Source organism: Chitinophagaceae bacterium (genome assembly GCA_016713085.1).
Taxonomy (GTDB): Bacteria; Bacteroidota; Bacteroidia; order Chitinophagales; family Chitinophagaceae; genus Lacibacter.
In genome coordinates, this window is record JADJPV010000001.1 from 467,105 (window position 1) to 492,466 (window position 25,362).

Consider the following 25,362-nt stretch of genomic DNA (forward strand, 5'->3'; position numbering starts at 1 on the left):
GCAACAATTTCTTTTCTTAGTAGATGTAGCACAAAACTTCACCACCAACATTTCCTGCTTTCGCCTGCTTATCAGTCATTACACCTTTTGATGTACTGATGATGGCAATACCTAAACCATTCTTTACACGACGGAAATCTTCCGGTTTTGAATACTGACGTAAACCCGGACGGCTGATTCTTTCCAATGCCTGGATAGCAGGAACACGTGTTTGAGGATCGTACTTGAGGGCTATTTTAATAACACCCTGTTTGTTATCATCTTCAAACTTGTACTTTAAGATATAACCCTGTTCGTATAAAATTTCAGTAATACGCTTCTTAAGATTAGATGCAGGAATTTCAACAATTCTGTGCCCTGCCATCTGTGCATTTCTTACACGTGTGAGAAAATCTGCAATAGGATCTGTAACCATTTTATTCTTTAATTGAATGATTTAAAATTTGTTTTCTAATATGTGCATCATATTCAATACCTGCACATCATCCCACCCGGGATTGGCTTCTTACCAGCTTGCTTTTTTAACACCTGGTATCTGCCCGTTCAATGCCATATCACGGAACATGATACGGGAGAGACCGAAATAACGGATATATCCTCTCGGACGACCTGTTAACTGGCAACGGTTTTTCAAACGTACCGGAGATGCATTCTTTGGCAATTCATCCAAACCTGCATAATCGCCGGCAGCTTTCAGGGCAGCACGCTTTGCAGCATACTGAGCCACCATTTTCTCTCTTTTGTTTTGACGGGCTGTTATTGATTTCTTAGCCATAATTTATAATTAATCTTTTTTAGCATTTTTGAAAGGCATTCCCATTTCTTTCAGCAGTTCGTATGCTTCTTCGTTGGTAGATGCGCTTGTTACAAAAGTGATATCAAGACCGGTAATTTTATTCACCTTGTCAATATCAATTTCAGGGAAAATGATTTGCTCGGTAACGCCCATAGTATAGTTACCACGGCCATCAAACGATTTATCATTTACACCTTTAAAGTCACGTACTCGTGGAAGTGATGCAGAAATTAATCTGTCGAGGAATTCATACATATTTACACCACGTAATGTAACACGGGCGCCAATAGGCATTCCTTTACGCAACTTAAAGTTGGAGATATCTTTCTTTGAAGATGTTGCAACTGCTTTTTGTCCGCTGATGGTTGTCAGCTCTTCAATAGCAATATCAACCAATTTCTTGTCGTTCACCGCTCCGTTAACGCCACGGTTTAAGCAGATTTTTTCCAGCTTTGGAACCTGCATGATGCTTTTGTAACCAAAACGTTTCATTAAAGCAGGTACAACTTCTGATTTGTACTTGTTTACTAAACGGGGTTCGTATTTTGTTGTGCTCATGATCTTCTTGTTTTAACCTTAGTTCAAATTATTTAACAGGTTGTCCTGATTTTTTTGAAACCCTTACCAGCTTTCCGCTTTCACGGCTGCGCTTTACTTTAGTGGCCTGCTTACCATCCCACAACATCACATTTGAAATGTGGATGGGTGCTTCTTTTTTTACAATACCACCTTTTGTATTCTGAGCCGACGGCTTAGTGTGCTTGGTTACAATGTTTACACCTTCAACCAGTACACGTGCTTCATCCGGAAATACTTCCAGGATGGTGCGTGGCTTTTTTACATCTTTATCATCACCGGCAATTACAACTACTGAATCGCCTTTCTTGATGCTAAACTTGGGTTTAAATCTCTTACTCATTTTTTTCGCTTTATGCTTAGTGCTGAACGTTCAGCTAAACTTTATTGTCTTATGCTGCAGGCAATACACCCTCAGCGTTTGGCTTTCTTACAATACTTCAGGAGCCAGTGAAATAATTTTCATGTATCCTTTATCACGCAATTCTCTTGCTACCGGCCCGAAGATACGTGTACCACGGGGCTCATCAGAAGCATTCAGAATTACAACTGCATTATCATCAAAGCGGATGTAAGAACCATCCCTGCGGCGTAATTTGTTTTTGGTACGTACAATAACAGCTTTTGCTACTGTACCTTTTTTGATACCACCACACGGTAATGCATCCTTTACCGTTACTACAATCTTATCGCCAATCTTTGCATAATCCTGGCCGCTGTTTCCCAATACTTTGATACAAAGAACTTCTTTTGCACCACTGTTATCGGCTACGTTTAATCTGCTTTCTTGCTGAATCATTTCTTTAAACTTTAAACTCTTGGTTGTAAAAACTTTGAGTATTTAAAAATTTTATTCTGTTGCAGAGGCTTTGGTATTAACACCGGAAGCATGCAGCATATTTTATTTTGCTTTCTCAACAACTTCCACCAGTCTCCAGCGCTTTGTTTTGCTCAGGGGACGGCTTTCCATGATTTTTACAGTATCGCCGATACCGCACTCATTCTTTTCATCATGAGCATGGAACTTAGTCGTTTTCTTAACGAACTTACCGTAGATGGGGTGTTTCACTTTACGTTCAACCGCTACTGTAATGGTTTTATCCATTTTGCTGCTGGTTACAACACCTGTCTTCGTTTTGCGCAAATTTCTTTCTAACATTTTTCGCTTTTTTTCTTTTCGTGGAACCAATGGCGCCACTGTTTATTCAATGGATTATTTACCCAATTGTTTCGTTCTTAATTCTGTTTTTAAACGGGCAATATCACGGCGAAGGCCACGGATGCTCACGGGATTCTCCAGGGGAGAAATAGCGTGTGCAAACTCCAGCTTTTTTAAACGCATTTCATCTTCTTTAATGCGTGCTGCGAGATCTGTAACATTCAGCTCTTTTATGCTCTTTAAATAATCAGTTGTCTTTGTTGCCATGTTAATCAGTTTAATCAGTTCAGCTTATAATTACGCCATTAAATCTCTGCGTACAATGAATTTTGTTTTGATGGGAAGCTTCTGTGCTGCTAATGCCATTGCTTCTTTTGCTACTGCTTCAGTTACACCATCAGCTTCAAACAAAATACGTCCCGGCTCAATAACAGCAGCCCATCCTTCAGGGTTACCTTTACCTTTACCCATACGTACTTCAGCAGGTTTACGGGTAATGATCTTATCAGGAAACACACGAATCCACACATTACCTTCACGCTTCATAGCACGTGTCATTGCCTGGCGGGCACTTTCAATCTGGCGGTTTGTTAACCAGATAGGTTCTAATGCTTTTAATGCATATGACCCAAATGAAATGCTGTCTCCACGCTTGGCCACTGCACGAATACGACCTTTTTGCTGTTTTCTGTGTTTTGTTCTTTTCGGCTGTAACATTGCTAAAAATATTTCTTGTTACTGTTTGTTATGTTGTTCGTACTTCTTACTTCGTATCTCGTACTTGTATGAATACTTGTCTTAATTATCCTTTTCTGCTGTCTCTGCGTTGTCCACCACCTCCGCCACCACGACGGTCATCTCTTCTTTCACCACCTCTGTGACCACCACCATGTTCTTCACGACGGTCTTTTCTGTCACTCACTTCACTCTTACCACCAATGAAATTCGGGTTCAGATCACGCTTGGTTAATACTTCACCTTTACAGATCCATACTTTGATACCGATTTTACCATACACTGTTAAAGCAAACAGGTTAGCATAATCAATATCCATACGGAATGTATGTAATGGAGTACGGCCCTGCTTAATTTCTTCGGTACGTGCAATTTCAGCACCGGCTAAACGGCCACTTACTTTCACTTTAATACCTTCCGCACCCATACGCATTGCAGATGCAATTGCCATCTTCACAGCACGCTTATAGTTGATACGGTTTTCAATCTGGCGTGCGATTGTATCAGCAACAATTGTTGCGTCAACTTCCGGACGACGGATTTCCAAAATATTTATCTGTACATCTTCTTTACCTGTAAGCTTCTTTAATTCTTCTTTGATACGATCAACCTCTCCACCACCTTTACCAATGATAATACCTGGTTTTGAAGTGTGAATGGTTACAATCAATTTGTTGAGTGTACGCTCAATCACAATCTTAGAGATACCACCTTTATTGATACGTGCATTCAGATAAGTTCTGATCTTGTTGTCCTCAATCAGTTTGCCGGCGTAGTCTTTTTTACTACCATACCAGTTGCTATCCCATCCGCGGATGATCCCTAACCTGTTACCAATTGGATTTGCTTTCTGACCCATAGAATGGTTTAATTAGTTTTATCAATAATTTTTTTATCTACTATAATGGTTACATGGTTGCTGCGCTTTCTTACTCTGTAAGCACGCCCCTGTGGTGCAGGACGTAAACGCTTTACCATGCGTGCACCATCAACAAAAATTGTTTTCACAATCAGTGATGAGTCAGCTGCACTTTGTCCACTGTTCTTTTGCTCCCAGTTATTGATGGCACTTTTTAATAATTTGCCCAGGGGAGTGGCAGAATGCTGTGGGTGAAACTCCAGTAATGCCAGAGCCTTTTCTACATCCAATCCACGAATTACATCAGCCAGCAAACGCATTCTGCGTGGCGATGTGGGATAATTTCTGAGTTTTGCTACTGCTTCCATTTGTTTTATCTTTTCATATTAACGCTGTACGCTTAAAGTTGCAACACCTTAAACTTCGAACGCTAACCGTTATTATGCAATCTTCTTGCTTGAGTGTCCTTTAAAGTTTCTTGTTGGTGCAAATTCACCTAATTTATGGCCTACCATAAATTCTGTTACATAAACAGGGATGAATTTGTTTCCGTTATGCACTGCGAACGTGTGGCCAACAAAATCAGGAGTAATTGTAGAACGGCGACTCCATGTTTTAATGACACCTTTTTTTGATTTGCCTTCGTTGATCGCTAACACCTTTGTTTCGAGGTGAGATGCTACATAAGGACCTTTTTTAATCGAACGAGCCATGTTATTATTTAATAAATTTTCTCGATTTCTGATTTTATTACTTCGCTGGTTTGCTGCCATCCTTACGCTGAAGAATGAGCTTGTTAGAACCTTTATGCTTCGTACGTGTTTTCTGTCCTTTAGCATATTTACCGGTTCTGCTTCGTGGATGACCGCCGCTTGAACGACCTTCACCACCACCCATTGGATGATCAACAGGGTTCATTGCTACACCACGTGTACGTGGACGAACACCTTTCCAACGGTTAACACCGGCCTTACCAGCTGTTTCAAGACTGTGATCATTGTTTGATACCACACCAACTGTTGCATAACAATTGATCAGGATCTTACGAAGTTCACCACTTGGCATTTTCAATACAGCATACTTTCCTTCTTTGTTGGTTAACTGTGCGCTTGTACCTGCACTGCGTACCAATTTACCACCCTGACCAGGCTGCATTTCAATGTTGTGGATTGTAGTACCCAATGGCATATTCTTCATTTGAAGAGAATTACCTAACTCAGGAGCTACTGCATCACCTGATACAACTGTTGCACCAACTTTTAACCCGTTGGGAGCAAGGATGTAACGTTTTTCACCATCAGCATAATGCAATAAAGCAATAAACGCTGTACGGTTAGGATCATATTCAATAGATGCTACTTTAGCAGGAACATCAATTTTATTACGTTTGAAATCAATTACACGGTATTTCTTTTTGTTACCGCCGCCAATGTAACGCATTGATCTGCGACCCTGAACGTTACGGCCACCTGTTGCCTTTACACTTTCAAGCAAAGACTTTTCAGGAGTATCCGTTGTAATTTCCGCATACGCATTCCCGATTCTCCATCTGGTTCCTGCGGTTACCGGTTTGTATTTCTTTAATGCCATTTTAAAATTCTTTTCAGTTTATAATGTCAATTCTTTGCGGCGTTTGACCCGCCATTCTTGTTTCAGTATTATACTGTACCGTATAAATCAATGGTTTCGCCATCAACAACAGTAACATAAGCCTTTTTGTACGCTGGCTTGCTTCCCTGGATATAACCGGCTTTTGTCATACGGTTTTTACTTTTACGGGGAGATACCATTGTACGCACATCTTCCACTTTTACATTGTAGAATTCTTCTACAGCTTTTTTAATTTCAAGCTTATTGGCTTTGCGGCCAACACGAAAAGCGTAAGTGTTTCTTTTTTCCGTTAAACGATTGCTTTTTTCAGAAACAATCGGCTTTATTAATATTTCACTCTGTCTCATCTGGACGTTGTTTATTCAGTTCAATGATCAATTATGCAACAGCTGCTTCTTCTTCAGTGAAGATTTTGGCAGCACTTTCAGTTAATACGAGTACATCGTTGTTGATGAGATCGTATGTATTTACATCAGCCAGCAAAGTGCCTGTTACTCTTGGAACATTGCGGAGACTTAAATATAAATTGTCGTTATAGTCAGTAATTACAAATAATGTTTTTTTACCGGCTACATTGATATTGCTGAGAAGCGTAAGGAATTCCTTTGTTTTAGGAGCTTCCATGTTGAAATCTTCAACAACAACAATTGCATTTTCTTTAGCCTTATAAGCAAGAGCACTCATTTTAGCGAGGTCTTTCACTTTACGGTTCAGTTTAAAATCGTAACCGTGAGGTTTTGGCCCGAAGATGGTACCACCACCTTTGTACAATGGGTTACGGATATTACCCTTACGTGAACCACCGGTACCTTTCTGGCGGTGAAGCTTACGGCTTGCACCCTGCACTTCAGCACGGGTTTTCACTTTATGTGTTCCCTGGCGCTGAGCTGCCTGGTATTGCTTTACTGCGAGGTAAATCACATGATCATTCGGTTCGATTCCGAAAATTTCTTCCGGTAATTCGATCGTACGACCTGTAGCTTTTCCTGATTTATTTAAAACGTCTACTTGCATGACTTCTTGAATTAGTTTGTTTACTTCTGGATGTATACGATTGAACCGTTGTAACCCGGTACTGAACCACTCACAAGGATGTAATTCTTATCAGGGAAAATTTTCAGTACTTTCAATCCTTTCACTTTCACTCTGTCTGCACCCATACGGCCAGCCATCTTCATACCCTTCATTACACGGGCAGCGTCAGATGAGTTACCGAGAGAACCTGGTGCACGTGAACGATCATGCTGGCCATGTGACTGACCGCCCACACCGTGGAAACCATGACGTTTTACTACACCCTGGAAACCTTTACCTTTTGTAGTACCTACAACATCAACGCTTTCGCCTTCAGCGAAAATGTCGGTGGTAATTGTTTCACCAATATTTTTTTCGAGAGAATAATTGCGGAATTCTTTTACGACTTTCTTGGGAGAAGTGTTTGCTTTAGCGAAGTGATTCTTTTCAGCAGAAGTAGTATTCTTTTCTTTCTTTTCGCCAAAAGCTAATTGAAGAGCGCTGTATCCGTCAGCGTCGTTTGTTTTCACCTGTGTAACGACACAGGCCAGCTTCAATGATGGTGCAACTGGTTTGCTTACCATCGGGACTGAAGATACTGGTCATGCCAATCTTTACCAATAATACCTTTCATTTTTTTTACAGTTTATGCCCTGTAAGGTTGTTGAGACATGACGCTTGGCGGCGTCATTCAATCCCCGTTTACCATCGACCTTTTCCTTTTTTCCACTTTGGATCGGAAGTACCGATGGTAAACTAACCACGAAGGGCTAGTTTATATGTTCCTCATCCGTCAGCAGACGGATAAGAATGATTTTAAAATTCAGAGCTCTTTTTTACAGGCCGGAGCCGTATTGAGAGATGAAATGATTACTTATTTATAAGAACTGAGACAATTCGTCCCGCTTGCGGGACAATCATCATGCTTTAATTTCTACGTCAACACCACTTGGCAAGTCTAACTTACTCAGTGCATCAACTGTACGGCTGCTGCTGGTATAGATATCCAGCAAACGCTTGTGTGTGCACAGCTGAAACTGCTCACGGCTCTTTTTGTTAACGTGTGGTGAACGTAACACAGTGAAAATCCTTTTGCGGGTAGGTAAAGGAATAGGTCCTGTTACTACTGCCCCTGTGCTGCGAACCGTTTTCACGATTTTTTCTGCAGATTTATCGACCAGGTTGTGGTCGTATGATTGCAATTTGATTCTGATACGTTGAGCCATAAGATCTATCCCAAATTTTCAATTGGGAGCGCAAAGGTAGGGTTTGAAACATTTCCTGCAAAAAGTTTTAGGAACTTTTTTGAAGAAAATCCCTGAAAAACAGAACAAAAGTGAAAACAGGAAGGTATAATCAACAATTCTGCCTCAAAACTATTCATTCAGAGGTCAACATCTTTTGAAAAATTGCTGGCGAAAACTACAGATTGGACCGGTTTGACCTTTTTCGGAGATTGTTCACATCCTTTTAGCAAAGGACTCTTCCCCTTTTCCCTATTTTTGGCATTCATTATATATATATGAAGCCCATTTATAGTTTATTGTTGATTTTCTTCCTTGCAGCATGTAGTAATGACCCAGATAAAGATGATTCTTCGACAGTTGAAACGATTCCGGCTCCTGCCCAGATCAGCTACAGTTTACTGAAGGTTTACCCGCATGATACATCTGCCTATACCCAGGGTTTACAGTTTGTAAATGGTTTCTTATACGAGGGAACTGGCAACCCCGACTCAGTTCCAAATAAATCAAAGCTTCGGAAAGTGGACTATGCATCTGGTAAAATATTAAAAGAGACTTTTTTGCCCGGTATACTATTAGGTGAAGGGGTAACTGTTTTGGGAAATAAGATATATCAGCTTACCTGGCAGAATAAAAAGGATTTGTTTATAATTTCTCTGATTTTTAAGCTGATTAAAGAATTCAGCTATGATATTGAAGGATGGGGACTTACCAACGACGGTAAAAACCTGATTGTAACAGATGGCAGCAACAATATCTATTTCTGGGATCCTGAAACTTTAAAGGAAATTAAACGCATTAGTGTACAAGATAATGCAGGAATGAAGAGTAATTTGAATGAATCAGAATACATCAATGGTTTCATCTATGCTAATGTTTATCTAACAGATGAAGTATTAAAGATTGACCCCGCAACAGGAAATGTTGTTGGCCGCATTGATTTTTCTGAACTGAAAAAAACTTATCCTGAGCTACAGGCTCCCCCATCAGATTACTTAAATGGTATTGCCTGGGACAGTTCGGGCAACAGACTTTTTATTACCGGCAAATACTGGTCAAAAATGTTTGAAATCAGGTTAAATTAAATAGGCGCCTGTAATTTAATCTCCTTTCAGTTCTACATAAATATGTTCTTCGAGTGTTGTGGCAATGGAAAGCCCAACATAATCAGGTTGAACAGGAAATGTTTTATGTGCACGTTCAACCAGCACCAATGTCTGTATCTGTTTTGGCTGAAAGTTGAGAAAAGGTTTTAGTGCATACAGCATGGCCTTGCCGCTATTAGCTACATCATCAATGATAACAATGGATTGATTGTTGAACCCGATTTCACGGTCAAGAAAAACCTCAACAGGATAGCGCTTATCCATAATTATTTCTACCAGCTCTACATGAATATTGCTGATTTCCATAACTTCTGTAGCCAGTAACCTGGCAACAGTGTATCCACTTTCCCTGATGCCTGCAAAAAAAAGTTGCTGTTCAGTATAATTGCGTTCAGCAATTTCGTAAGCAAGACGCTTCAGTTTTAGCAGAGTTGTTTCTTTATCTAAAATGTATTTCTTTTCCATAATGTAAAATACTTTAACAATGCAGCCATAGCGAAGTTAGGCATGGCATCTTAATTTTCAATTGGTAAAGCAGTTAATTAAGTATGCTTTACCTAAATTGTTAGTACTTATCTTAGCAATACAAAAAACTTTCTATGCAGTTTGTTCAGCAGGTTTTATTTGCAGTTTGTCTGGGTGCAGCTATCTGGTTCTTCAGTAAAAAGGTGAAAGAAATCCGCCGCAACATTTTATTGGGTATTGACGAAGACCTGACTGACAATCCTTCACAACGCTGGAAGAATATGCTGCTGCTTGCATTCGGACAAAAGAAAATGTTCAAAAATCCATTCGTGGCTGTTTTGCATTTGTTTGTTTACGTTGGTTTTGTGATCATTAACCTGGAAGTGCTGGAAATTGTGCTGGATGGTTTACTGGGAACGCACCGTTTATTTTTATCTCCGCTTGGTTCCTTTTATACGTTTCTGATCAATTCATTTGAAGTACTTGCCCTTTCTGTATTAGCTGCCTGTGTTATCTTTTTGATACGCAGGAATATCATTAAACTGAAACGCTTTATCAGCAAAGATCTGAATGGCTGGCCGGCAACTGATGCCAACAATATTCTCATTACTGAAATTGTACTGATGAGTTTGTTCTTACTGATGAACTCAACCGACAGAGCTTTGCAATTGAACAGCGCTGAACATTATCATGACACCGGCAATTTCATCCTCTCCGGATTCTTTGCTCCTTTCCTGTCAGGATTATCAACTTCAACTTTGATTTTTATTGAACGCAGTGCCTGGTGGCTGCATATAATAGGTATCCTTGCTTTCCTGAATTATTTACCGTGGAGTAAACATCTGCATATTTTACTGGCTTTTCCAAATGCCTGGTATGCAAGGCTTACCAATACAGGAACCATGAGCAATATGACTTCCGTTCAAAATGAAGTGAAGTATATGATGCAGCCGGAGCTTGCTCCAATAGAAGCATCTTCACCCTCTAAGTTTGGTGCGAAAGATGTAATGGATCTCAGTTGGAAAAGTTTGCTTGATGCTTACAGCTGTACAGAATGCGGCAGGTGTTCCGCTGTTTGTCCGGCAAATACGACCGGTAAATTATTAAGTCCGAGAAAAATCATCATGAGTACCCGTGACAGGTTAGAAGAAGTTGGACGAAACATCAACAGCAATAAAGAATATAAGGATGATGGTAAAACATTGCTCAATAATTATATCACTGTCGAAGAACTCCGTGCCTGCACAACCTGCAATGCCTGCGTTGAAGAATGCCCGGTAAGTATCAATCCGCTTTCAATCATTTTAGAATTACGCCGCTCCTTAATCATGGAAGACAGTAATGCTCCCGGCGAGTGGAATGCCATGTTCAGCAACGTGGAAAATAATTTTGCACCCTGGAAATTCAGTCCCGATGAAAGAGACAAGTGGGTTGAGGAAGTTTAGAATAATACTATCAGCAAACATCATATGAACATTCAGTCATTTCCTTTTCAAACGCAGGACTGGTCAACTGTTGAAAAAACAGAACATACAGGCGAAACCGGTATTGCATACTGGCAAACCTTACATGCCAATAATATCCGAATAAGAAAAGTTGAATATTCCCCGGGCTACAAAGCTGATCACTGGTGCAGCAAGGGACATATCATTCTTTGCCTTGAAGGTGAGATGGATACAGAATTACAGGATGGACGCATACTGAAACTTACTGCCGGCATGACTTACTTCGTTGGAGATGATTGCGAAGCTCACAGAACATCAACGCAAACGGGATAACACCCCCCCCGGTGGATTAAAAGATGAGAATGATAAAGGAAGGCCTGTTTTCACAAGCTGGAATAGCTGGATGAAAAGAAAAAAACTTGATTGAATTATCAATGAATATTTTTTTCAAACCCGCCAGTAATTTCTTCGGGGTGCTCCATTTTATGAATGGCGTCTTTCTTTTTGTAAATACGGAAGATTTGAAATAATCCTGTTAAAAGGAATATGCCCCCAATAATCCAGTTTAGAAAATGCTGACTTGCATTAAGGCGGTCAACAATTAATCTTCCTCCGAAAATAAAAACACAATTGCCTGTAAATGTGCCGATACCTATCCCAACTGTGTAAGCATTATAGTTCCAGATACCCGGTTTCAGAATATTCTTTGTAAATAATACAGTGCTCCATCCAAACCAGAATGGAATTTGTACGGGGTTGATCAAACTCATAGTAAAACCCAGCAATCCTCTGTGCATTGTATTAGATAGAATAATATTGTCGCCCCCGCTGGATGGATGTGTAGCTGCCCAAAAACTGGATGCTGCAAGAGCAAGCACAATGACAACTGTTATCCACTCAAGTGCCTTTAATAATTTCGACTGTTTCCTCACCCAGTCCATTGCCACCAGTGAAAGTCGAACGTAAATAATTTCGGCTGTAAGCGAGCCTGCAGAAAACCAGAGGGCCGGAGAGATGCCATCAATAATGCCAATTTGCATCGCTGCAATGTTGAGTGTTCCCAAAGGCAATGATCCCAAAAACTGATAATAAATCCCCACATTAAGATTCTGACTATCGGCGGCATAAAACAAATATAAAGTCTTGCTGCAAAAGAACTATTATAATTTTTCAGCAACTGCATCCAATTGCTTTACCAGGAGATTATTGCCCCGAAACATCTCCTTCCCATCTTTAAAACTCATGTAGGAATATCCTCTTTCATGATTGAGCTTACTGATACGAAACAGAACTTTCCAATGACGGATAATCTCCTTCCAGGCAAAAAAAACTGTGTGCTTTGGGTCATACATATGTGTTGGATCACTACCTGCACCGTTTAATTCTATAATATGAAAGTTCTTACCATTGCGCAAATCATCCCAGTCGTTATACATCACATCCAAACGCCCGTAATAAAACCCATCGATCTGTTTACAAACTGCATCAATATGTTTACTAAAAATTTCATCTGCTTTATCTGTCCAGTCTAAAAACTTCGATCCTCTTGCATGATTACCATAAGGTGCTAAAATCATTTTCTTCACCTTTTTTCAAAACAGTTTGCAAACCTGCTCCATGCATTTGCTGCAACGCTTTCATCTGCAGAATATAACGTGGCTGTTCACAAATCAATTGATATAACGTTGATTCACCATCGCCGGTAACTTTCATTGATTCTTTAGCAACAATACCGGAAACAGTTCCCAGCTCAGCGCCGGGAAAACGATAATAGAAAATTCCAACCTCATGCTGATAGGGAGATAACTGCTGTACCAAAAAATCAACTGTACAAATTGAAGCATAGTGTTTCAATTCTTCTGTATTTATGATCTTCTTTACAGCTTTGCCCTGCATACCAATTGATGGTTTAACAATTGGGAAAAGAAAACTGATGTGCAGCTATTTCATTTTCTATTACTTCAACTGCAGTTCCTGCTTTTACGAAAATGAATGCCGGATACTATTGTGAAGGAATGAGTGGATAAATATCCTGTTTCTCCTCCATCAAAAAACCACCGTTTGTAATTGCCGGGTTGGCTGCACTGAAAAAATACTTTCCTCCTGCACGGATACAATACCATGCAAATACAGGATAAATAAGTCCGTAAATTGTATTGAAACTCCAGTACTCCCAGTGAAATAAACGGATAAAAAAAGGATGATGGGTGAACAGTTTACGCAGATTCATGAATTGAAGTTACCGGAATTGAATGATCTGCCTGCTCAGTAAATGTTTCATTTGTGAGCAGGTCGTAGTAATGAAGTTTAGAAATTTGCTGTTGTTGATGAAGCAGGGTGATACTTACAGTAAACAATTCATTATTTCTGTTCATCAGCACATCATTAGCCGAATCACCATCGCCGGCAAAGCGGTGAAAGTTAAGAATATTGTTTGCATTGAGTTCTGCTTTGTTGCTGATAAAAGCATTAAACCATTCCTTTCTTTTTTGTATGACTTCATCTGCATACAATGTTACCGACGACCATATAAGCGATTGGAGTGGATCAATTTCCCTGACTGTTTTCTCACTTCCATCCCATCTCGTTTCAAACAATTGATGTTGTAAACGAATCACCAGTGTGAATGGTTCAATTCTATACAATTCAATTTGCTTAAAAGCTGTTAGCGGATTTGGATGATCAAATACATCTAAAAAATCTGTCCCCTTTTTCTATAAGGAGGAAGATGCAGATGATTTTGAAAACCACCGTTCAATAAAACCATTGCATTGCCATTTTCATGCAGGGCCATCCAGGTACCACCAGCATTTCCATCTTTTGGGAACATCATTTTTCCTGAAGCAAATTGATACCACTGCGGTTGAACAGCTTTCAGTCTTGCTTTTTTTTCATCCCTGTTTGACGTAAGAAAAAAAGAGTCCCCGTTTGGGATATAGGTTACTGTGCACATTGCTGTTTATAACGGATTGTTGATGATGCTATTCCGAAATTTTCTGAAACCGGTTCTGTTGACAGTTCTTTTAACCCTACTCTGATTAACGCCATGTGATGTACAGAATGCTCCAGGTTATACATCAGCTCACGGTAATAATTCGTGTGCAGGCTTATCATCGAAGGGTCAGCATCTCCATGCCATGATTCGAGTTGTAATTCCTTATTTTGCCTGTTTACCGAAGAAAGAATTTCAGCCAGTAACTCACCGGCAAGATCTTTATTTGTTTCTATTGCGATATCTCTTTTGCGATGATCATAACATACAATCCCTGCATCATAACCACTCATCAGGCATTGATATAATTCAATAATATGCCGCATGTGCTGACCAATAGTAGCATTGGACAAATTTTCAGAAGGAGAAATATATTGCTGCTCTGATAAGCAAGCTAATACCTCATTCAGTTGTTCAAATGATTTTTTAATAGCTGAGAATAACTCCATATATCCTGGTTTATTAAATTTACTTTTTTTCTGTCAAAACGTCCAGTACAACCTTCAGTTCATTTGAAATACTGTTTGTACCACCAATATTAAAATCTCTTCGTTTGATCTTAAACTCACCTGTAAACCTGAATGCACCATCCTCCGCCACTGCCTTAAAGGGGAAAACAATATCCTGATCAATTCCCTTTATTGTAAGCTTTCCAAAAAATACGAAATAACCCTCCGTTGTGGATTTTGCAATCCTCGTTGAAACAATCCTGATTAACGGATAGGCAGATACATCAAAATAATCTTCACCCCTTAAATGTTTGTCCCTTGTGCTGTTATTCGTATTAACTGTATTTGAATTGACTGTTACATTAAAAGAAGAACCTGCAAGATTTCCCTCATCAAACTGAATTGCTCCCAAAATATCCGTAAAGCTCCCGTCAACTTTAAACCCCAGGTTATTAATTTCAAATTTTACAGCAGATCCTCTTTCAACCGGAATGAAACTTTGCGCCGGGGCAAATGATGTCACCAGGAGGAAAATCAAAAAAAGATAATTTTTCATACTGCTAATTTAGCTGATAACGAACTCCCAAAAGAAATGCAGAAACTTTATTCCTGAACCGGTCGTTGGGTTCAGGAACCTGCTGCACATTGGTTGCAGTGCGGTATTCAGTAAACAAAAACTGATAGCCTGCTTTTACCGACCATTTCTGATTCACATTATAAACTGCAAAAAACTCAGAATTTAATGTGCCAATATCATTATCACTTATCAACAGCAAATTGAATGCCGTTGGTTTTGCGATAGAGTTTACAGCGATTGTTCCGTTGATATAGTTTACATTTTTTTTCGCCCCAAAAGAGAACCCGATGACATCAATATTAAACCCAGCGTAAAATTTTTGACTGATATGATATCCAAAATTAGCCGATACGTTAACCGCATTGAGTTGCGATGACGGCACTAATAATGAATCAAGATCCGTCTTGATATTTTCAATAAAAAAAACGGCCGGTCCCGTTCTTCCTGAAGTAATTCGTGCTGGCGCAGAAATGAAATAGTTGCTTTCTGCAAAATAAGAAGTGAATCTTATTGCGGCACCAATTTCAAAGTTCTTTTTCTTTCCAACTCCACGGAACTGTATAAAGGAAATTGCTCCTGTACCCTGCGCTTTACCAACTGATCCCGACAGATCAATCACACTGTTTGTTTTCATTCGTTCTGTTTGTGCAGTTAGTGATGAAGTACAAAAAAGTACACAGACAGACAACATTATAATTTTTATAGTCATTTTAGATTGGGAATAAATTTTACAAGTACTTGCTTTATCTGCGATTGAAATACAAACAGCAATATTGCACAGCAAACAAATACAACCAATGCATACATAAACAGCAGCCCTCCATCTCCCTTAATTTCAATGCCAAGTTTTGTAACATGAAAAAACAAAGCACCTCCCATTAAACCAATGCCCAGTATTGCACCAAAAGCAGTTGTTCGGGGCCATAGTAAAAGAACAGATGCAATCAGTTCAAATACGCCTGTGCCAATTCTTCCCCATGGCTCCATACCCAGTGTACTGAATATATAAACCGATTCTTCACTTCCGGTAAATTTGAAAAATAATGTTTGCAACATAATAACAGCTGCTGCCAGCCTGAGTATCCAAAGAACCCAGTTGAGTGGTTGATTAATAGACATACGTTTTTGGTTATTTGTTATAAATTTTTGATAGATGGCCATTTTACATTTGCAGAATCAATCAATGGCATTCTGTTTTTATCCCAGAGCCCTTTCACCTTCATGTTATAATTAAAATACAGTTTTTCATTGACAATAGTCCATGTATCAGCCTGGGTTGGAGCCTTATGCCCCTGTGAAGTTCCATAAGCACAATAGCCACCAAACTGCGGCGCAAATTTTTCAGGCGCAGTTATAAAACTGTCGAGGTTTGCTTGTAGAAACAAAATTCCATTGCACATTTTTCCACTTGCAGCTGAACTCGCTGAGTCCTTTCAATGGCTTTCCCTCAATAAAAAAGGCAACGGGATCATATCCATTGATTGCTATGCCGGATGGAGCAAACACTTCAGATGATTGAGCAGTTGCTACCTGAATAAATAAAAAGACGCTGATTATAATTGAAAAGAAAATTTTCATTTTTAAATTTCTATGTTTTAATTAATAAATTTTCCCCCAGTTAGCGTTTGCTCTTGCTTTCAAGTTTGTTTCATCTTTATTCCATGTCTTGAGTGTATTATTGAACAGCTTATTATAGAATAGATACAGCTGACTATTAATGATCTTAAACGTTTCCGGATCGACCTCCACTTTTTCGCCGGTTGCACCCATTGCATAAGCACACCATCCTCCATATTGCGGTTCATATTTAGAAGGATTGCTTTTGAATTCTTCTTTGTTTGCAGCATTTGCAAACTGGTATTTCACTCCCTGGTGGTAAACCGAATTTGCTGCGATACCTTTTACAGCTTTGCCTTGCTTAAAATATGCAACCACATCATAACCCTGAACGGCAATGCCGTTTTGAAGATTATAGACGGCCAGCCTTTTTTGATCCTGCGAAAAAACAAGCACACTTGTGAACAGGAAGAATAAAAAAAAAGATAACTCTTTCATTTTTTGTAATTAATGAAACAAAAGTAGAATCAATAAGTATGTGGGATTGTCGGCTAAACGACGCTCAGGCTCTTTTGCAGATCTTTAACAGAAGGCACTTTGATAGATTGTCTTGTAACCGAAACAAGACCGGAAGTTTCAAGTTCATTAAGCATGGTTGTAACCGTTTGACGGCTGCTTCCAATCAACTGTGCAATATCCTCATGTGTAAGGAAATTCTGAATGTTGTATGTATCACCATCTTCACTGTCACCCTCTTCTTTGGCAAGCATCACAAGAAAATTAACCAGCCGGGTTTTTACATCCTTATTCAACAAATTCACTAAACGGTTCTGAAACTTATGTAGTTTTTGCCCTACCTGTTTGCTGAAATGAAATGCAATTTCAGGCTTCTTTCGTAAGAGCTTTTCGAAATCATCAATATTAAAAGCACAAAGCGATACATCACTTTTATAAGCCTGCGCAAATTCACCATTTAAATTATTCCGTTACAGAGAAAATTGCCCAAACACTTCCCCTTCACGGAGAATTTCTTTAATCACTTCTTTTCCTTCCTCAGCAACATATCCAATTTTAATAGTACCGCCTTTCAGAAAATACAGCTTGTTGTTCCAGGCCGAATCAAAGTACACATACTCCCCTTTTGCTGCCTCAATGAAATGATGCACAAGGTTCAGCTCCTCGTATTCCTCATCAGAAATATGGGAAAATAAATCGTAGTTACGTATTAGCAGAAATTTCTGATCCGTACTCATATCATGAAATTAATCATAATCCTGCAGCAATTTAAAATGCTTTTGTGATTGCTGGAGGAACCTGTATCCTTTCTGAAAACTCCAGTAAGGATATCCATTCCGGTTATTGTACTTACTGATTTCGTAAAGTGCTTTCCAGTGTTTCAGGATTTCTTTATAAGCATCAACCAGCTTCATGTTGCAATCATAAATATGATTTGGCTCAGCGCCGCAGCCGTTATATTCAAGAATCATTAAACTCTTTCCTGCTTTCAAATCATCAATACTGGTTGTTTTAATATCGTAACGGCCGTAATAGAAATGCTTGGAATAATGGCTCAACTCATCAAATACATTGTGTAACTGCTCATCAATTTCATTATGCAGGTTGGTAAATTGTGCTCCACGATTATGATTACCTGCATATGACAGGTAAAAAATATGATCCTGCTCAATTACTCTGTCGAAACGATGACCATGACGGTGCTGCATTTCTTCAAAACGGTGCTTCGCTCTTGGATGCTGTTCAACCAGTTCTTTCAATGTCAGTTTTCCATCACCAACTACATGTAATAACTCTTTGTTAATAAACCCGCTCACAATTCCTTTTTGCTGTGTGGGGTGCCTGTAATAAAATACACTTACCTCAACCGGCAGCTCAATTAAATCCTGAACGATATATTCAACAGGAATACGCTCATGATATTTCTTCAGTTGGTCTTCTGTATCAATTTTCCTGAAAAGGATTCCTTTCATCCCTACATCAGGCTTTACGATGAATGGATATTGAAAACCAGCGTACTCCAGTTTTGTTTTTACTTCTTCAAACGAAAGATCATGCATCACATAGATCGTCTTGGGAATTGTATGAGGAGGCAGCTGATCGTACATTTCTTTCTTGCCTTCACCTTCAAATCCACCAAATGCAATCGTTGGATTGGAAGGAGTAAAAAACCAGATAGCCCTGCTTCTGATGATATACCAAACCCACACAAAGCTGATGGGAAAATAAATCAAAGCAAAAGGCCAGAGTTCCCAATTCGACAAACGTTCAAAAAATTTTTTCATCATTCAGTTCAAAGATAGCAGGCCGTGTTAATATTTGAACAATCAGCTGATAGTATTTCAGTACCATATCTTATATACTGAACCTGATCAGTATCATCCTTTTGATTGGAGTGTTCAAAAAACGGGAATTTTATCATACATGTTTAACTGCTTTTCCCATAGTTTTGAATTAAATTCATTTGCATGCATGTATCAACAATGGCTGAAATGATGGCCAACAATGAAACACCTGAGGTATTATTCTGGGTTGGATGTGCCGGCAGTTTTGATCAGCGGGCGCAAAAAATTACAAAAGCCTTTGCCACCATATTAGATAAGGTTGGAATTAAATTCGCTATTCTTGGCAAAGAAGAAATGTGTACGGGTGATCCTGCACGCCGGGCAGGAAATGAGTTTTTATTTCAGATGATGGCATATAATAATATACAGGTGCTGAATGGATATGGCATCAAAAAGATTGTTACTACCTGCCCGCATTGTTTTAATACACTGAAAAATGAATACCCTGCATTGGGCGGAACATACGAAGTAGTCCATCACACCACTTTATTACAGCAACTGATTGATGAAGGAAAGATAAAACTGAAAGGAGAAGGTTCCTTCAAAGGACAGAAGATCACCTACCACGACAGTTGTTACTTAGGCAGGTCAAATAATATTTACGAAGCCCCACGAAAAGTGCTGGAAGCTCTGGATGCAGAATTAGTTGAAATGAAACGCTGCAGGAGCAATGGACTTTGCTGCGGTGCCGGTGGTGCACAAATGTTTAAAGAAGAAGAGAAAGGTACAACAAGGGTAAACCTTGAACGCAGCAGGGAAGCCATTGAAACAGGCGCATCAATCGTTGCATCTGCCTGTCCTTTCTGCAATACAATGATGACGGATGGCGTGAAACTGGCTGAAAAAGAAGATGAAATTAAAGTACTGGATATTGCTGAGCTGATTGCAGCAAGCTTATCATAATTAACTACTGGAAAACCTTACCATTTAATACAGGGTTGATGAAAAACCTATTTACAACATTTAACTGGAAAAATTTTCTGCAAAGAACAGGCCTGTTCCTTATTGTATTCATTATAATACGGTTGCTGGTTGATGCAATGGAGAACGATGTATCGCTTGCAAGAATCTTCCGGCTTAGTTTTATCCGTTACCTCTTATTTGCCATGATTATCGGTTTACTTGATTCAGAAACCTGGGTTACTAAAAAAGCAGGAGACGAGAAAAAAGAAGAACCCATTCAGTTTAAAAGTTTCCGTTCTGCCCTCTTTCATTATTCCGGTGTTGGTTTTTTTATAGCCCTGCTTTGTGCAGTGATAATTAGTATTATCAGCTTACTTCGGTGGGCTTTTATTTATTTTACGGGTGATAAAAAAGCTGAGATCATTCCCGATTGGGACAAATTTCTGATGGTGTCAGCAGCAATCGGTTTCTGCTTTGCAGGTTATGAAGCCTTCAGGAATTATGTAAGGCTCAAAAAGAAAGCAGGCCGCCCATAACCATCTCTTGTTTTATCTTTGCTGCATGAATTTAGAATATAAGCATCTTCTCCCTGCCGACTTTGCGCCAGATTCCCGTGTATGGATCTATCAGAGCAGCCGTTTGTTTTTCCTCAGCGAAGCTTTGCAGATTGAAGACCTTCTGAATCACTTGTGGCTAACTGGAAAAGTCATGGTACACCGGTAAAAGGGTTTGGCACTTTATTTTTTGGTCAGTTTATTATCCTGATGGCCGATGAAAATGCAACAAATGTGGGCGGCTGCAGTACCGACAGCAGTGTTCATCTTATTAAGGAAATAGAAAAACTGTATAAAGTTTCCATGTTCGACAGACAGAACCTGGCATTTGCTGTTAAAGATAAAATCGAACTGCTGCCGATGAATCAACTGCAATATGCAGTTGATAATAATTTCATTAACCCCGACAGTTTATATTTCAACAATCTTGTTCAAACAAAGGAAGAACTGGAAAATAACTGGCTGATCCCTGTAAAGAACAGCTGGCTGATTAAAAAGCTTCAGCTTAACAGGGAAAAGATATAAGCCTGTTTCCATTCATCCTGCATACCACTTTGCGGTAGTACGATACAACCCTGCTTATATCCGTTCATACTCCTTTTACTTCAATTCAACAGCAGTGATTTTGGCTTAACATTTCGTTGACGCCATCTATCCCTTTATAACTCCATTCCACGCAAAAACGTCAGAATTTTGTTTTGCAGATGTAACAAAAAAACTCATTTAACGTCACATATGCACCAGTTCTTTGAAGAATATCTAAAACAGGCAAGCTAAAGTGTCAATAACTATACAATTTTCAAAAGTTTTTGAAAATATAGTTGGATGATAATTTACCCTGTTGTAACTTTGCATCGTCAAAACAAGGTACCCAAAGCTCCGGTCCAATTCGAAACACCGCCTTTGACAGTTTACTTCGACAATCATCCCTGCTAAACTGCATATTGACAGGTACCACGTAAAAAGAAACGCTAAAAGCCAGAACGAAAAAGTCCCGATGACCAGTCAAACAGAAAAATTGACCGTTCATCAGGTTAAAAAGCCAAACAAGGTATTATGTATTGCAAAGTACCAGTTTTAAATAGTATCTTTGTTATACAATCGAAAGAAACAAAAAACCCGAAAGGGAATAATTAATAAGAACAAGAACCTTAAACATCAAAAGTCAGATGACAACAAAATTAACAGTGATCTCCGAAACCAACGGAACACTTAAACAGACCAAAAACATCAGCAGAAGATTCAGACGCTTTGCTGCTTCATTAATCTTCATGGGTTTTGCCTTCGCAGCAATGTCCTTTACTCAGGATGACACTACCAAGAAAGCAGAAGAAAAGAACGTTACATCTGTTACAAATTCTGTAGCCGACAGCTGCTGCACTGTAACCTTTGTAAATGGAATTCAGCATATTGTAATAACCAACAAAAATGCCTTTTCAGCCGATGTGCGTATTAACAATATGGATATCAATACCTGGGTAAACAGCATGATGGCTTATTCTTACAAAAAGATCAATATAAGCTCAATTGGAACTGCAGACAGCAAAATGGATGTGAATTTCAGCACTGTAGAAACAATGAATCGTAAAAAGGCCGTTGCTTACGTAAACAACATGAAAAATGAAACACTTGAAGCCGATGCTGAGTTGACTGAAACATTCAATCAAACCGTAGCTGCACCTCTTTACAGCGAAATGCTCGGAACTGAAACTGTTGAAGCAGACGCACTGATGGACAAAAGCATGAGCGAAGACGCTGAAACAAGAGTGAAAGCAGCACAGTTCAGCAAAGCAATTGCAACAGGAAATGCAGACGATGAAATGGATTACATGCTCATTACTTCAGGATTAAAGAACTTCACCCCTGCCTTGAGCTCAGATGCTGACAGGAAACTGGATGATTTTTTAACTAAGAACACATTCAAATCAGTTCGTTCTGCAGAAGCACTTGAAGCTGACAAAAACATTGATGAGCTGGTAAACAACAAATAACAGTAAGATTTTCTCATATACAGTTGGTTTAGGTTTTCAGGGTTGATTTCTATCAACCCTTTCCTTTTGTTAACCTTTCTGTAATTACAGGATCGGTAATAAATTATTACGAACCACCTCGTAAATTCGTTTTTTGAAGGGTTTAACTATTTTGGAAAGAGAGATTTCCTTCTGCTTCAGCGCAGGGTAATTAACTCTTTAACCGTCAAATATCCCGTTCAGCCGCTATTAAAAAACAATAAACACATACAGATGAAATTGCTTATTTCTTCTTTGGCAGTATTACTTTTTGCAGGCTCATTGCAAGCCCAGCAGGTTGTAAATGAAGTGATCATTCAGATGAAAACTGAAACAACCAATCCAAATAATGATGGAGGCGCTCCTCCCGTTGTTACAGGTGATGGTGGGGAACAGAGAGTAACCATGCGGTTTGGAGATGGTGAAATCAAATCAAAAATGTTTTTCAAGAATGGTATGACCAAGATTGAAAGCGACATGGGTATGGGTACCAACCAGGTAATTATTGACAGCAAAACAAAAATCACCACCACCCTTTTTGAAGCAATGGGAAGAAAGATGGGTTTCACTTCATCTGACAGTGCCATACAGCAAATGATGAATAGCCAGGATTCTGGCCGTCAGCGTATCCGTCCTCAACAGTTCAATCCCGAAGTGTTTATTGAATACCTCAGCGAAACAAAGAAGATTGCAGGGATGGAATGCAAAAAGCACTTATCCGTTATAAAAACAGGAGTGGTGCTGAAGAACAACAGATTGTTTGGTACAGCCCCGAATTTGTGCTGGGTGAAGGTTTCAGTATGAGAGATATGAACCGCATGGCAAATATTCCCGGCTTAAATAAACTGAAAGGCTTCCCAATGGAATTCGAAATGACCCGTCAAAATGGGGCAAAGGTTCATTACCAGGTAACCAAGGTTGATCTGAATGCAAAAGTGGACGACAAAACTTTTGTAATACCAAAGGACTATGATATTAAACCCATGAGTGAAATGAGGCAGCAGGGCGGTGGCAGAAACGGTCAATTCCAGATAAGAGTAAACGGATAATTAAACGAACAACAGAATAATCAGGGCCCCGCTTCAATGGCGGGGCTTTTTATTGTATGATTGCATTTGCATTACTGAAGCGTGGCTCATTTCATTTATTTTTGCCGCTCAACAGAACAGTATGGCAATTCAGCAACAGATACAGCAGGCAGCAATAGACAGTTTGGAAAAATTGTATGGGAAAACATTCACAGCAAAGGATTTTCAGATCAATAAAACCAAGCCGGAGTTTACAGGAGATTATACAATCGTTTTATTTTCTCTGCTGAAACCACTTTCGAAAAGTCCGGATGCATTGGGAAATGAACTTGGGAAACATCTTACGGAAAACCATTCTGAACTATTAACATCTTATAATATCATTAAAGGTTTTTTAAATCTTACCGTAGCCGACAGTTACTGGACTTCGGTGTTGATGAGCAACTATAACAATCCTTCTTTTGGAAAAGGCGAAACAAAACACAAAAAGGTGATGATTGAATATTCATCACCCAATACCAACAAACCGCTTCATCTTGGCCATTTACGGAATAATTTTTTAGGCTGGAGTACCGCTGCCATCATCAATGCAAATGGATATGATACGGTGACGACCTGTATTGTTAATGATCGGGGAATCCATATCTGCAAGAGCATGATTGCATGGCAGCTTTTTGCAAATGGAGCAACTCCGCAATCAACCCATACAAAAGGCGATCATTTTGTTGGTGATTATTATGTGAAGTTCAACGATGAATACAAAAAGCAAACGGAAGAACTGGTTGCTGCAGGAATGAAAAGAGAAGAGGCTGAAAAAGAAGCGCCCATCATGAAAGCAACAACACAAATGCTGCTCGATTGGGAAGCCGGCAAGCCGGAAGTAATGGAACTCTGGAAAGAAATGAACAGCTGGGTGTATGCAGGTTTTGATGAAACCTATCACCGCATCGGCAGTGATTTTGATAAAATCTATTATGAAAGCAACACCTATCTGCTCGGAAAGAAAACAGTGCAGGAAGGCTTAGCCAAGAATGTTTTTGTACAAAAAGAAGATGGCAGTGTATGGATTGATTTAACCGTTGATGGTCTGGATGAAAAAATTGTGCAGCGGAAAGATGGAACATCTGTTTACATCACCCAGGATATTGGATTGGCACAACAGAAATATGATGAATATAAAATTGACCAGAGTATTTATGTAATTGGTGATGAGCAAAACTATCATATGAAAGTGCTGCAGCTCATTTGTAAAAAATTGGGCCTTCCTTACGCTAATGGGATTTTTCATTTAAGTTATGGAATGGTAGAACTTCCAACTGGCAAAATGAAAAGCCGTGAAGGAACTGTGGTTGATGCTGATGACCTGCTCGATGAAATGGAAAAAGTAGCTCAGCAAAAAACTGAAGAACTGGGCAAGGTAAAAGATTTCACTGTTGAAGAGTTGAAAGAACTGTATAAAACTATCGGTCTTGGGGCATTGAAGTTTTATTTACTCCGTGTGGATCCCAAAAAGAAAATGATCTTTAACCCGGAAGAATCGATTGATTTTCATGGTTACACCGGATCTTTCATTCAATATACCCATGCAAGAATCAAATCAATTTTACGGAAAGAAAAAGCAAGCGATCTGAATAAAATTCAAAGCACAGTATTATTGCCACTGGAAAAAGAATTGCTGATTGAGCTGGAAAATTATCCCACAGTAATTGAGCAGGCCGGCAATGAACATGATCCTTCACATCTTGCCAACTACATTTACAATATTGCTAAAACATACAATTCTTTTTATACCGAACACTCTGTAATGAAAGCAGAGAGCGAAGAGAAAAAGCAATTACGTTTATTCATTTGTGAATTAACTGCAAATGTTATTGCAAGTGGAATGAAGCTGCTGGGCATTCATGTTCCTGAAAGAATGTAATT

At 39.2% G+C, this 25,362-nt stretch carries 39 protein-coding genes and 3 pseudogenes; 10 read left to right on the plus strand and 32 right to left on the minus strand.

Going from position 1 to position 25,362, the window contains the following annotated elements; all coding sequences use genetic code 11:
* Nucleotides 1-16: 16 nt before the first annotated feature.
* From rpsH to rpsJ, 16 genes and pseudogenes are all read right to left on the minus strand, one after another.
* A complete protein-coding gene (gene rpsH / locus IPK31_02175; GenBank protein ID MBK8086861.1) occupies nucleotides 17-415 on the minus strand; it encodes a 30S ribosomal protein S8 in 399 nt (132 codons plus the stop codon).
* Nucleotides 416-505: 90 nt separating this feature from the next.
* On the minus strand, nucleotides 506-775 hold the full coding sequence (gene rpsN / locus IPK31_02180; GenBank protein ID MBK8086862.1) for a 30S ribosomal protein S14: 270 nt from the start codon (nucleotides 773-775) through the stop codon (nucleotides 506-508).
* Between the two features lie 9 nt (nucleotides 776-784).
* Nucleotides 785-1,354, minus strand: coding sequence for a 50S ribosomal protein L5 (gene rplE, locus IPK31_02185; protein MBK8086863.1), 570 nt, complete (start codon nucleotides 1,352-1,354; stop codon nucleotides 785-787).
* Nucleotides 1,355-1,382: 28 nt separating this feature from the next.
* Nucleotides 1,383-1,715: a 50S ribosomal protein L24 gene (rplX, locus tag IPK31_02190; protein MBK8086864.1), complete on the minus strand. Its 333-nt coding sequence runs from the start codon at nucleotides 1,713-1,715 to the stop codon at nucleotides 1,383-1,385.
* 87 nt (nucleotides 1,716-1,802) lie between these two features.
* Nucleotides 1,803-2,171, minus strand: a complete 369-nt coding sequence (gene rplN, locus IPK31_02195; GenBank protein ID MBK8086865.1) for a 50S ribosomal protein L14 — start codon at nucleotides 2,169-2,171, stop codon at nucleotides 1,803-1,805.
* Between the two features lie 102 nt (nucleotides 2,172-2,273).
* Nucleotides 2,274-2,531: a 30S ribosomal protein S17 gene (rpsQ, locus tag IPK31_02200; GenBank protein MBK8086866.1), complete on the minus strand. Its 258-nt coding sequence runs from the start codon at nucleotides 2,529-2,531 to the stop codon at nucleotides 2,274-2,276.
* Nucleotides 2,532-2,585: 54 nt separating this feature from the next.
* Complete coding sequence (gene rpmC, locus IPK31_02205) at nucleotides 2,586-2,798, minus strand: 50S ribosomal protein L29 (GenBank protein MBK8086867.1); 213 nt, start codon at nucleotides 2,796-2,798, stop codon at nucleotides 2,586-2,588.
* Nucleotides 2,799-2,828: 30 nt separating this feature from the next.
* Nucleotides 2,829-3,248: a 50S ribosomal protein L16 gene (gene rplP, locus IPK31_02210; GenBank protein MBK8086868.1), complete on the minus strand. Its 420-nt coding sequence runs from the start codon at nucleotides 3,246-3,248 to the stop codon at nucleotides 2,829-2,831.
* An 85-nt stretch (nucleotides 3,249-3,333) separates the two neighbouring features.
* Nucleotides 3,334-4,125, minus strand: a complete 792-nt coding sequence (rpsC, locus tag IPK31_02215; protein MBK8086869.1) for a 30S ribosomal protein S3 — start codon at nucleotides 4,123-4,125, stop codon at nucleotides 3,334-3,336.
* 8 nt (nucleotides 4,126-4,133) lie between these two features.
* Complete coding sequence (gene rplV / locus IPK31_02220) at nucleotides 4,134-4,493, minus strand: 50S ribosomal protein L22 (GenBank protein ID MBK8086870.1); 360 nt, start codon at nucleotides 4,491-4,493, stop codon at nucleotides 4,134-4,136.
* 72 nt (nucleotides 4,494-4,565) lie between these two features.
* Nucleotides 4,566-4,838: a 30S ribosomal protein S19 gene (gene rpsS / locus IPK31_02225; GenBank protein MBK8086871.1), complete on the minus strand. Its 273-nt coding sequence runs from the start codon at nucleotides 4,836-4,838 to the stop codon at nucleotides 4,566-4,568.
* Nucleotides 4,839-4,875: 37 nt separating this feature from the next.
* Nucleotides 4,876-5,715, minus strand: coding sequence for a 50S ribosomal protein L2 (rplB, locus tag IPK31_02230; protein MBK8086872.1), 840 nt, complete (start codon nucleotides 5,713-5,715; stop codon nucleotides 4,876-4,878).
* A 68-nt stretch (nucleotides 5,716-5,783) separates the two neighbouring features.
* On the minus strand, nucleotides 5,784-6,083 hold the full coding sequence (gene rplW / locus IPK31_02235; GenBank protein ID MBK8086873.1) for a 50S ribosomal protein L23: 300 nt from the start codon (nucleotides 6,081-6,083) through the stop codon (nucleotides 5,784-5,786).
* Nucleotides 6,084-6,114: 31 nt separating this feature from the next.
* On the minus strand, nucleotides 6,115-6,750 hold the full coding sequence (gene rplD, locus IPK31_02240; GenBank protein MBK8086874.1) for a 50S ribosomal protein L4: 636 nt from the start codon (nucleotides 6,748-6,750) through the stop codon (nucleotides 6,115-6,117).
* Nucleotides 6,751-6,770: 20 nt separating this feature from the next.
* Nucleotides 6,771-7,356: pseudogene (rplC, locus tag IPK31_02245) on the minus strand (50S ribosomal protein L3).
* A 314-nt stretch (nucleotides 7,357-7,670) separates the two neighbouring features.
* On the minus strand, nucleotides 7,671-7,976 hold the full coding sequence (gene rpsJ, locus IPK31_02250) for a 30S ribosomal protein S10 (GenBank protein ID MBK8086875.1): 306 nt from the start codon (nucleotides 7,974-7,976) through the stop codon (nucleotides 7,671-7,673).
* A gap of 296 nt (nucleotides 7,977-8,272) precedes the next feature.
* Between rpsJ and IPK31_02255 the strand changes: the two genes are divergently transcribed.
* Nucleotides 8,273-9,079 (plus strand): glutaminyl-peptide cyclotransferase, encoded by an 807-nt coding sequence (locus IPK31_02255; protein MBK8086876.1) that lies wholly within the window; start codon nucleotides 8,273-8,275, stop codon nucleotides 9,077-9,079.
* A gap of 15 nt (nucleotides 9,080-9,094) precedes the next feature.
* Here the strand turns inward: IPK31_02255 and IPK31_02260 are convergent, their stop codons facing one another.
* Nucleotides 9,095-9,565: a phosphoribosyltransferase gene (locus tag IPK31_02260; GenBank protein ID MBK8086877.1), complete on the minus strand. Its 471-nt coding sequence runs from the start codon at nucleotides 9,563-9,565 to the stop codon at nucleotides 9,095-9,097.
* Nucleotides 9,566-9,699: 134 nt separating this feature from the next.
* Between IPK31_02260 and IPK31_02265 the strand changes: the two genes are divergently transcribed.
* Nucleotides 9,700-11,010 (plus strand): (Fe-S)-binding protein, encoded by a 1,311-nt coding sequence (locus IPK31_02265; GenBank protein ID MBK8086878.1) that lies wholly within the window; start codon nucleotides 9,700-9,702, stop codon nucleotides 11,008-11,010.
* Between the two features lie 24 nt (nucleotides 11,011-11,034).
* On the plus strand, nucleotides 11,035-11,343 hold the full coding sequence (locus IPK31_02270) for a DHCW motif cupin fold protein (GenBank protein MBK8086879.1): 309 nt from the start codon (nucleotides 11,035-11,037) through the stop codon (nucleotides 11,341-11,343).
* Between the two features lie 98 nt (nucleotides 11,344-11,441).
* Here IPK31_02270 and IPK31_02275 read toward each other — a convergent pair whose 3' ends face one another.
* The 15 genes and pseudogenes from IPK31_02275 to IPK31_02345 form a co-directional block, all read right to left on the minus strand.
* A complete protein-coding gene (locus tag IPK31_02275; GenBank protein MBK8086880.1) occupies nucleotides 11,442-12,050 on the minus strand; it encodes a LysE family transporter in 609 nt (202 codons plus the stop codon).
* 120 nt (nucleotides 12,051-12,170) lie between these two features.
* Entirely contained in the window at nucleotides 12,171-12,596 is a 426-nt protein-coding gene (locus tag IPK31_02280; GenBank protein MBK8086881.1) for a hypothetical protein, read from the minus strand.
* Nucleotides 12,565-12,906, minus strand: coding sequence for a hypothetical protein (locus tag IPK31_02285; protein MBK8086882.1), 342 nt, complete (start codon nucleotides 12,904-12,906; stop codon nucleotides 12,565-12,567). Before IPK31_02285 ends, IPK31_02280 begins: the two co-directional genes overlap by 32 nt.
* A gap of 106 nt (nucleotides 12,907-13,012) precedes the next feature.
* Nucleotides 13,013-13,240 (minus strand): hypothetical protein, encoded by a 228-nt coding sequence (locus IPK31_02290; GenBank protein MBK8086883.1) that lies wholly within the window; start codon nucleotides 13,238-13,240, stop codon nucleotides 13,013-13,015.
* Nucleotides 13,227-13,655: a hypothetical protein gene (locus IPK31_02295; GenBank protein MBK8086884.1), complete on the minus strand. Its 429-nt coding sequence runs from the start codon at nucleotides 13,653-13,655 to the stop codon at nucleotides 13,227-13,229. Before IPK31_02295 ends, IPK31_02290 begins: the two co-directional genes overlap by 14 nt.
* A gap of 47 nt (nucleotides 13,656-13,702) precedes the next feature.
* Nucleotides 13,703-13,963 carry an NRDE family protein gene (locus IPK31_02300; protein MBK8086885.1) on the minus strand — a complete coding sequence of 87 codons (261 nt, stop codon included), beginning with the start codon at nucleotides 13,961-13,963 and terminating at the stop codon, nucleotides 13,703-13,705.
* The gene (locus tag IPK31_02305; GenBank protein ID MBK8086886.1) at nucleotides 13,951-14,451 is read right to left on the minus strand and encodes a DinB family protein; all 501 of its coding nucleotides are present in this window, start codon (nucleotides 14,449-14,451) and stop codon (nucleotides 13,951-13,953) included. Before IPK31_02305 ends, IPK31_02300 begins: the two co-directional genes overlap by 13 nt.
* 19 nt (nucleotides 14,452-14,470) lie before the next feature.
* Nucleotides 14,471-15,007, minus strand: a complete 537-nt coding sequence (locus IPK31_02310) for a YceI family protein (GenBank protein MBK8086887.1) — start codon at nucleotides 15,005-15,007, stop codon at nucleotides 14,471-14,473.
* 4 nt (nucleotides 15,008-15,011) lie between these two features.
* On the minus strand, nucleotides 15,012-15,662 hold the full coding sequence (locus tag IPK31_02315; GenBank protein MBK8086888.1) for a hypothetical protein: 651 nt from the start codon (nucleotides 15,660-15,662) through the stop codon (nucleotides 15,012-15,014).
* Between the two features lie 71 nt (nucleotides 15,663-15,733).
* A complete protein-coding gene (locus IPK31_02320) occupies nucleotides 15,734-16,147 on the minus strand; it encodes a DoxX family protein (protein MBK8086889.1) in 414 nt (137 codons plus the stop codon).
* Between the two features lie 17 nt (nucleotides 16,148-16,164).
* Nucleotides 16,165-16,606: pseudogene (locus tag IPK31_02325) on the minus strand (YHS domain protein).
* A 21-nt stretch (nucleotides 16,607-16,627) separates the two neighbouring features.
* Nucleotides 16,628-17,083, minus strand: coding sequence for a YHS domain protein (locus IPK31_02330; GenBank protein ID MBK8086890.1), 456 nt, complete (start codon nucleotides 17,081-17,083; stop codon nucleotides 16,628-16,630).
* Nucleotides 17,084-17,136: 53 nt separating this feature from the next.
* Nucleotides 17,137-17,355, minus strand: coding sequence for a winged helix-turn-helix domain-containing protein (locus IPK31_02335; protein MBK8086891.1), 219 nt, complete (start codon nucleotides 17,353-17,355; stop codon nucleotides 17,137-17,139).
* Nucleotides 17,356-17,571: 216 nt separating this feature from the next.
* The gene (locus IPK31_02340) at nucleotides 17,572-17,838 is read right to left on the minus strand and encodes a cyclic nucleotide-binding domain-containing protein (protein MBK8086892.1); all 267 of its coding nucleotides are present in this window, start codon (nucleotides 17,836-17,838) and stop codon (nucleotides 17,572-17,574) included.
* Nucleotides 17,839-17,847: 9 nt separating this feature from the next.
* A complete protein-coding gene (locus IPK31_02345) occupies nucleotides 17,848-18,885 on the minus strand; it encodes a hypothetical protein (protein MBK8086893.1) in 1,038 nt (345 codons plus the stop codon).
* A 183-nt stretch (nucleotides 18,886-19,068) separates the two neighbouring features.
* Between IPK31_02345 and IPK31_02350 the strand changes: the two genes are divergently transcribed.
* The 7 genes and pseudogenes from IPK31_02350 to IPK31_02380 all read left to right on the plus strand — a co-directional run bounded on the left by IPK31_02350 (nucleotide 19,069) and on the right by IPK31_02380 (nucleotide 25,360).
* Nucleotides 19,069-19,848, plus strand: coding sequence for a (Fe-S)-binding protein (locus IPK31_02350; GenBank protein ID MBK8086894.1), 780 nt, complete (start codon nucleotides 19,069-19,071; stop codon nucleotides 19,846-19,848).
* 38 nt (nucleotides 19,849-19,886) lie between these two features.
* Nucleotides 19,887-20,384 carry a hypothetical protein gene (locus IPK31_02355; protein MBK8086895.1) on the plus strand — a complete coding sequence of 166 codons (498 nt, stop codon included), beginning with the start codon at nucleotides 19,887-19,889 and terminating at the stop codon, nucleotides 20,382-20,384.
* Between the two features lie 25 nt (nucleotides 20,385-20,409).
* A pseudogene (locus IPK31_02360) lies at nucleotides 20,410-20,927 on the plus strand (hypothetical protein).
* A gap of 644 nt (nucleotides 20,928-21,571) precedes the next feature.
* Nucleotides 21,572-22,393: a hypothetical protein gene (locus IPK31_02365; GenBank protein MBK8086896.1), complete on the plus strand. Its 822-nt coding sequence runs from the start codon at nucleotides 21,572-21,574 to the stop codon at nucleotides 22,391-22,393.
* Nucleotides 22,394-22,645: 252 nt separating this feature from the next.
* Nucleotides 22,646-23,215 (plus strand): hypothetical protein, encoded by a 570-nt coding sequence (locus IPK31_02370; GenBank protein MBK8086897.1) that lies wholly within the window; start codon nucleotides 22,646-22,648, stop codon nucleotides 23,213-23,215.
* Nucleotides 23,212-23,460: a hypothetical protein gene (locus IPK31_02375; GenBank protein ID MBK8086898.1), complete on the plus strand. Its 249-nt coding sequence runs from the start codon at nucleotides 23,212-23,214 to the stop codon at nucleotides 23,458-23,460. Before IPK31_02370 ends, IPK31_02375 begins: the two co-directional genes overlap by 4 nt.
* Before the next feature lie 121 nt (nucleotides 23,461-23,581).
* The gene (locus IPK31_02380; protein MBK8086899.1) at nucleotides 23,582-25,360 is read left to right on the plus strand and encodes an arginine--tRNA ligase; all 1,779 of its coding nucleotides are present in this window, start codon (nucleotides 23,582-23,584) and stop codon (nucleotides 25,358-25,360) included.
* The last annotated feature ends 2 nt before the right edge of the window (nucleotides 25,361-25,362 follow it).

Excerpts from the sequence above, each read along its gene's own strand:
- IPK31_02255 (MBK8086876.1), top strand. The coding sequence starts at position 8,273 with ATGAAGCCCATTTATAGTTTATTGTTGATTTTCTTCCTTGCAGCATGT.
- rpsN (MBK8086862.1), bottom strand. The coding sequence starts at position 775 with ATGGCTAAGAAATCAATAACAGCCCGTCAAAACAAAAGAGAGAAAATG.
- rpsC (MBK8086869.1), bottom strand. The coding sequence starts at position 4,125 with ATGGGTCAGAAAGCAAATCCAATTGGTAACAGGTTAGGGATCATCCGC.
- IPK31_02335 (MBK8086891.1), bottom strand. The coding sequence starts at position 17,355 with ATGCTTGCCAAAGAAGAGGGTGACAGTGAAGATGGTGATACATACAAC.
- rpsJ (MBK8086875.1), bottom strand. The coding sequence starts at position 7,976 with ATGGCTCAACGTATCAGAATCAAATTGCAATCATACGACCACAACCTG.
- IPK31_02345 (MBK8086893.1), bottom strand. The coding sequence starts at position 18,885 with ATGAAAAAATTTTTTGAACGTTTGTCGAATTGGGAACTCTGGCCTTTT.
- IPK31_02380 (MBK8086899.1), top strand. The coding sequence starts at position 23,582 with ATGGCAATTCAGCAACAGATACAGCAGGCAGCAATAGACAGTTTGGAA.
- rplX (MBK8086864.1), bottom strand. The coding sequence starts at position 1,715 with ATGAGTAAGAGATTTAAACCCAAGTTTAGCATCAAGAAAGGCGATTCA.
- IPK31_02270 (MBK8086879.1), top strand. The coding sequence starts at position 11,035 with ATGAACATTCAGTCATTTCCTTTTCAAACGCAGGACTGGTCAACTGTT.
- IPK31_02370 (MBK8086897.1), top strand. The coding sequence starts at position 22,646 with ATGAAATTGCTTATTTCTTCTTTGGCAGTATTACTTTTTGCAGGCTCA.
- IPK31_02315 (MBK8086888.1), bottom strand. The coding sequence starts at position 15,662 with ATGAAAACAAACAGTGTGATTGATCTGTCGGGATCAGTTGGTAAAGCG.
- IPK31_02305 (MBK8086886.1), bottom strand. The coding sequence starts at position 14,451 with ATGGAGTTATTCTCAGCTATTAAAAAATCATTTGAACAACTGAATGAG.
- IPK31_02285 (MBK8086882.1), bottom strand. The coding sequence starts at position 12,906 with ATGCAGGGCAAAGCTGTAAAGAAGATCATAAATACAGAAGAATTGAAA.
- rplE (MBK8086863.1), bottom strand. The coding sequence starts at position 1,354 with ATGAGCACAACAAAATACGAACCCCGTTTAGTAAACAAGTACAAATCA.
- IPK31_02265 (MBK8086878.1), top strand. The coding sequence starts at position 9,700 with ATGCAGTTTGTTCAGCAGGTTTTATTTGCAGTTTGTCTGGGTGCAGCT.
- rpsS (MBK8086871.1), bottom strand. The coding sequence starts at position 4,838 with ATGGCTCGTTCGATTAAAAAAGGTCCTTATGTAGCATCTCACCTCGAA.
- rpsH (MBK8086861.1), bottom strand. The coding sequence starts at position 415 with ATGGTTACAGATCCTATTGCAGATTTTCTCACACGTGTAAGAAATGCA.
- rplN (MBK8086865.1), bottom strand. The coding sequence starts at position 2,171 with ATGATTCAGCAAGAAAGCAGATTAAACGTAGCCGATAACAGTGGTGCA.
- rpsQ (MBK8086866.1), bottom strand. The coding sequence starts at position 2,531 with ATGTTAGAAAGAAATTTGCGCAAAACGAAGACAGGTGTTGTAACCAGC.
- rplD (MBK8086874.1), bottom strand. The coding sequence starts at position 6,750 with ATGCAAGTAGACGTTTTAAATAAATCAGGAAAAGCTACAGGTCGTACG.
- IPK31_02320 (MBK8086889.1), bottom strand. The coding sequence starts at position 16,147 with ATGTCTATTAATCAACCACTCAACTGGGTTCTTTGGATACTCAGGCTG.
- IPK31_02300 (MBK8086885.1), bottom strand. The coding sequence starts at position 13,963 with ATGTGCACAGTAACCTATATCCCAAACGGGGACTCTTTTTTTCTTACG.
- IPK31_02365 (MBK8086896.1), top strand. The coding sequence starts at position 21,572 with ATGACAACAAAATTAACAGTGATCTCCGAAACCAACGGAACACTTAAA.
- IPK31_02275 (MBK8086880.1), bottom strand. The coding sequence starts at position 12,050 with ATGCAAATTGGCATTATTGATGGCATCTCTCCGGCCCTCTGGTTTTCT.
- IPK31_02375 (MBK8086898.1), top strand. The coding sequence starts at position 23,212 with ATGAGAGATATGAACCGCATGGCAAATATTCCCGGCTTAAATAAACTG.
- IPK31_02290 (MBK8086883.1), bottom strand. The coding sequence starts at position 13,240 with ATGAATCTGCGTAAACTGTTCACCCATCATCCTTTTTTTATCCGTTTA.
- rplP (MBK8086868.1), bottom strand. The coding sequence starts at position 3,248 with ATGTTACAGCCGAAAAGAACAAAACACAGAAAACAGCAAAAAGGTCGT.
- IPK31_02330 (MBK8086890.1), bottom strand. The coding sequence starts at position 17,083 with ATGAAAGAGTTATCTTTTTTTTTATTCTTCCTGTTCACAAGTGTGCTT.
- IPK31_02355 (MBK8086895.1), top strand. The coding sequence starts at position 19,887 with ATGAAAAACCTATTTACAACATTTAACTGGAAAAATTTTCTGCAAAGA.
- IPK31_02340 (MBK8086892.1), bottom strand. The coding sequence starts at position 17,838 with ATGAGTACGGATCAGAAATTTCTGCTAATACGTAACTACGATTTATTT.
- IPK31_02310 (MBK8086887.1), bottom strand. The coding sequence starts at position 15,007 with ATGAAAAATTATCTTTTTTTGATTTTCCTCCTGGTGACATCATTTGCC.
- IPK31_02350 (MBK8086894.1), top strand. The coding sequence starts at position 19,069 with ATGCATGTATCAACAATGGCTGAAATGATGGCCAACAATGAAACACCT.
- rpmC (MBK8086867.1), bottom strand. The coding sequence starts at position 2,798 with ATGGCAACAAAGACAACTGATTATTTAAAGAGCATAAAAGAGCTGAAT.
- rplV (MBK8086870.1), bottom strand. The coding sequence starts at position 4,493 with ATGGAAGCAGTAGCAAAACTCAGAAATTATCCCACATCGCCACGCAGA.
- rplW (MBK8086873.1), bottom strand. The coding sequence starts at position 6,083 with ATGAGACAGAGTGAAATATTAATAAAGCCGATTGTTTCTGAAAAAAGC.
- rplB (MBK8086872.1), bottom strand. The coding sequence starts at position 5,715 with ATGGCATTAAAGAAATACAAACCGGTAACCGCAGGAACCAGATGGAGA.
- IPK31_02260 (MBK8086877.1), bottom strand. The coding sequence starts at position 9,565 with ATGGAAAAGAAATACATTTTAGATAAAGAAACAACTCTGCTAAAACTG.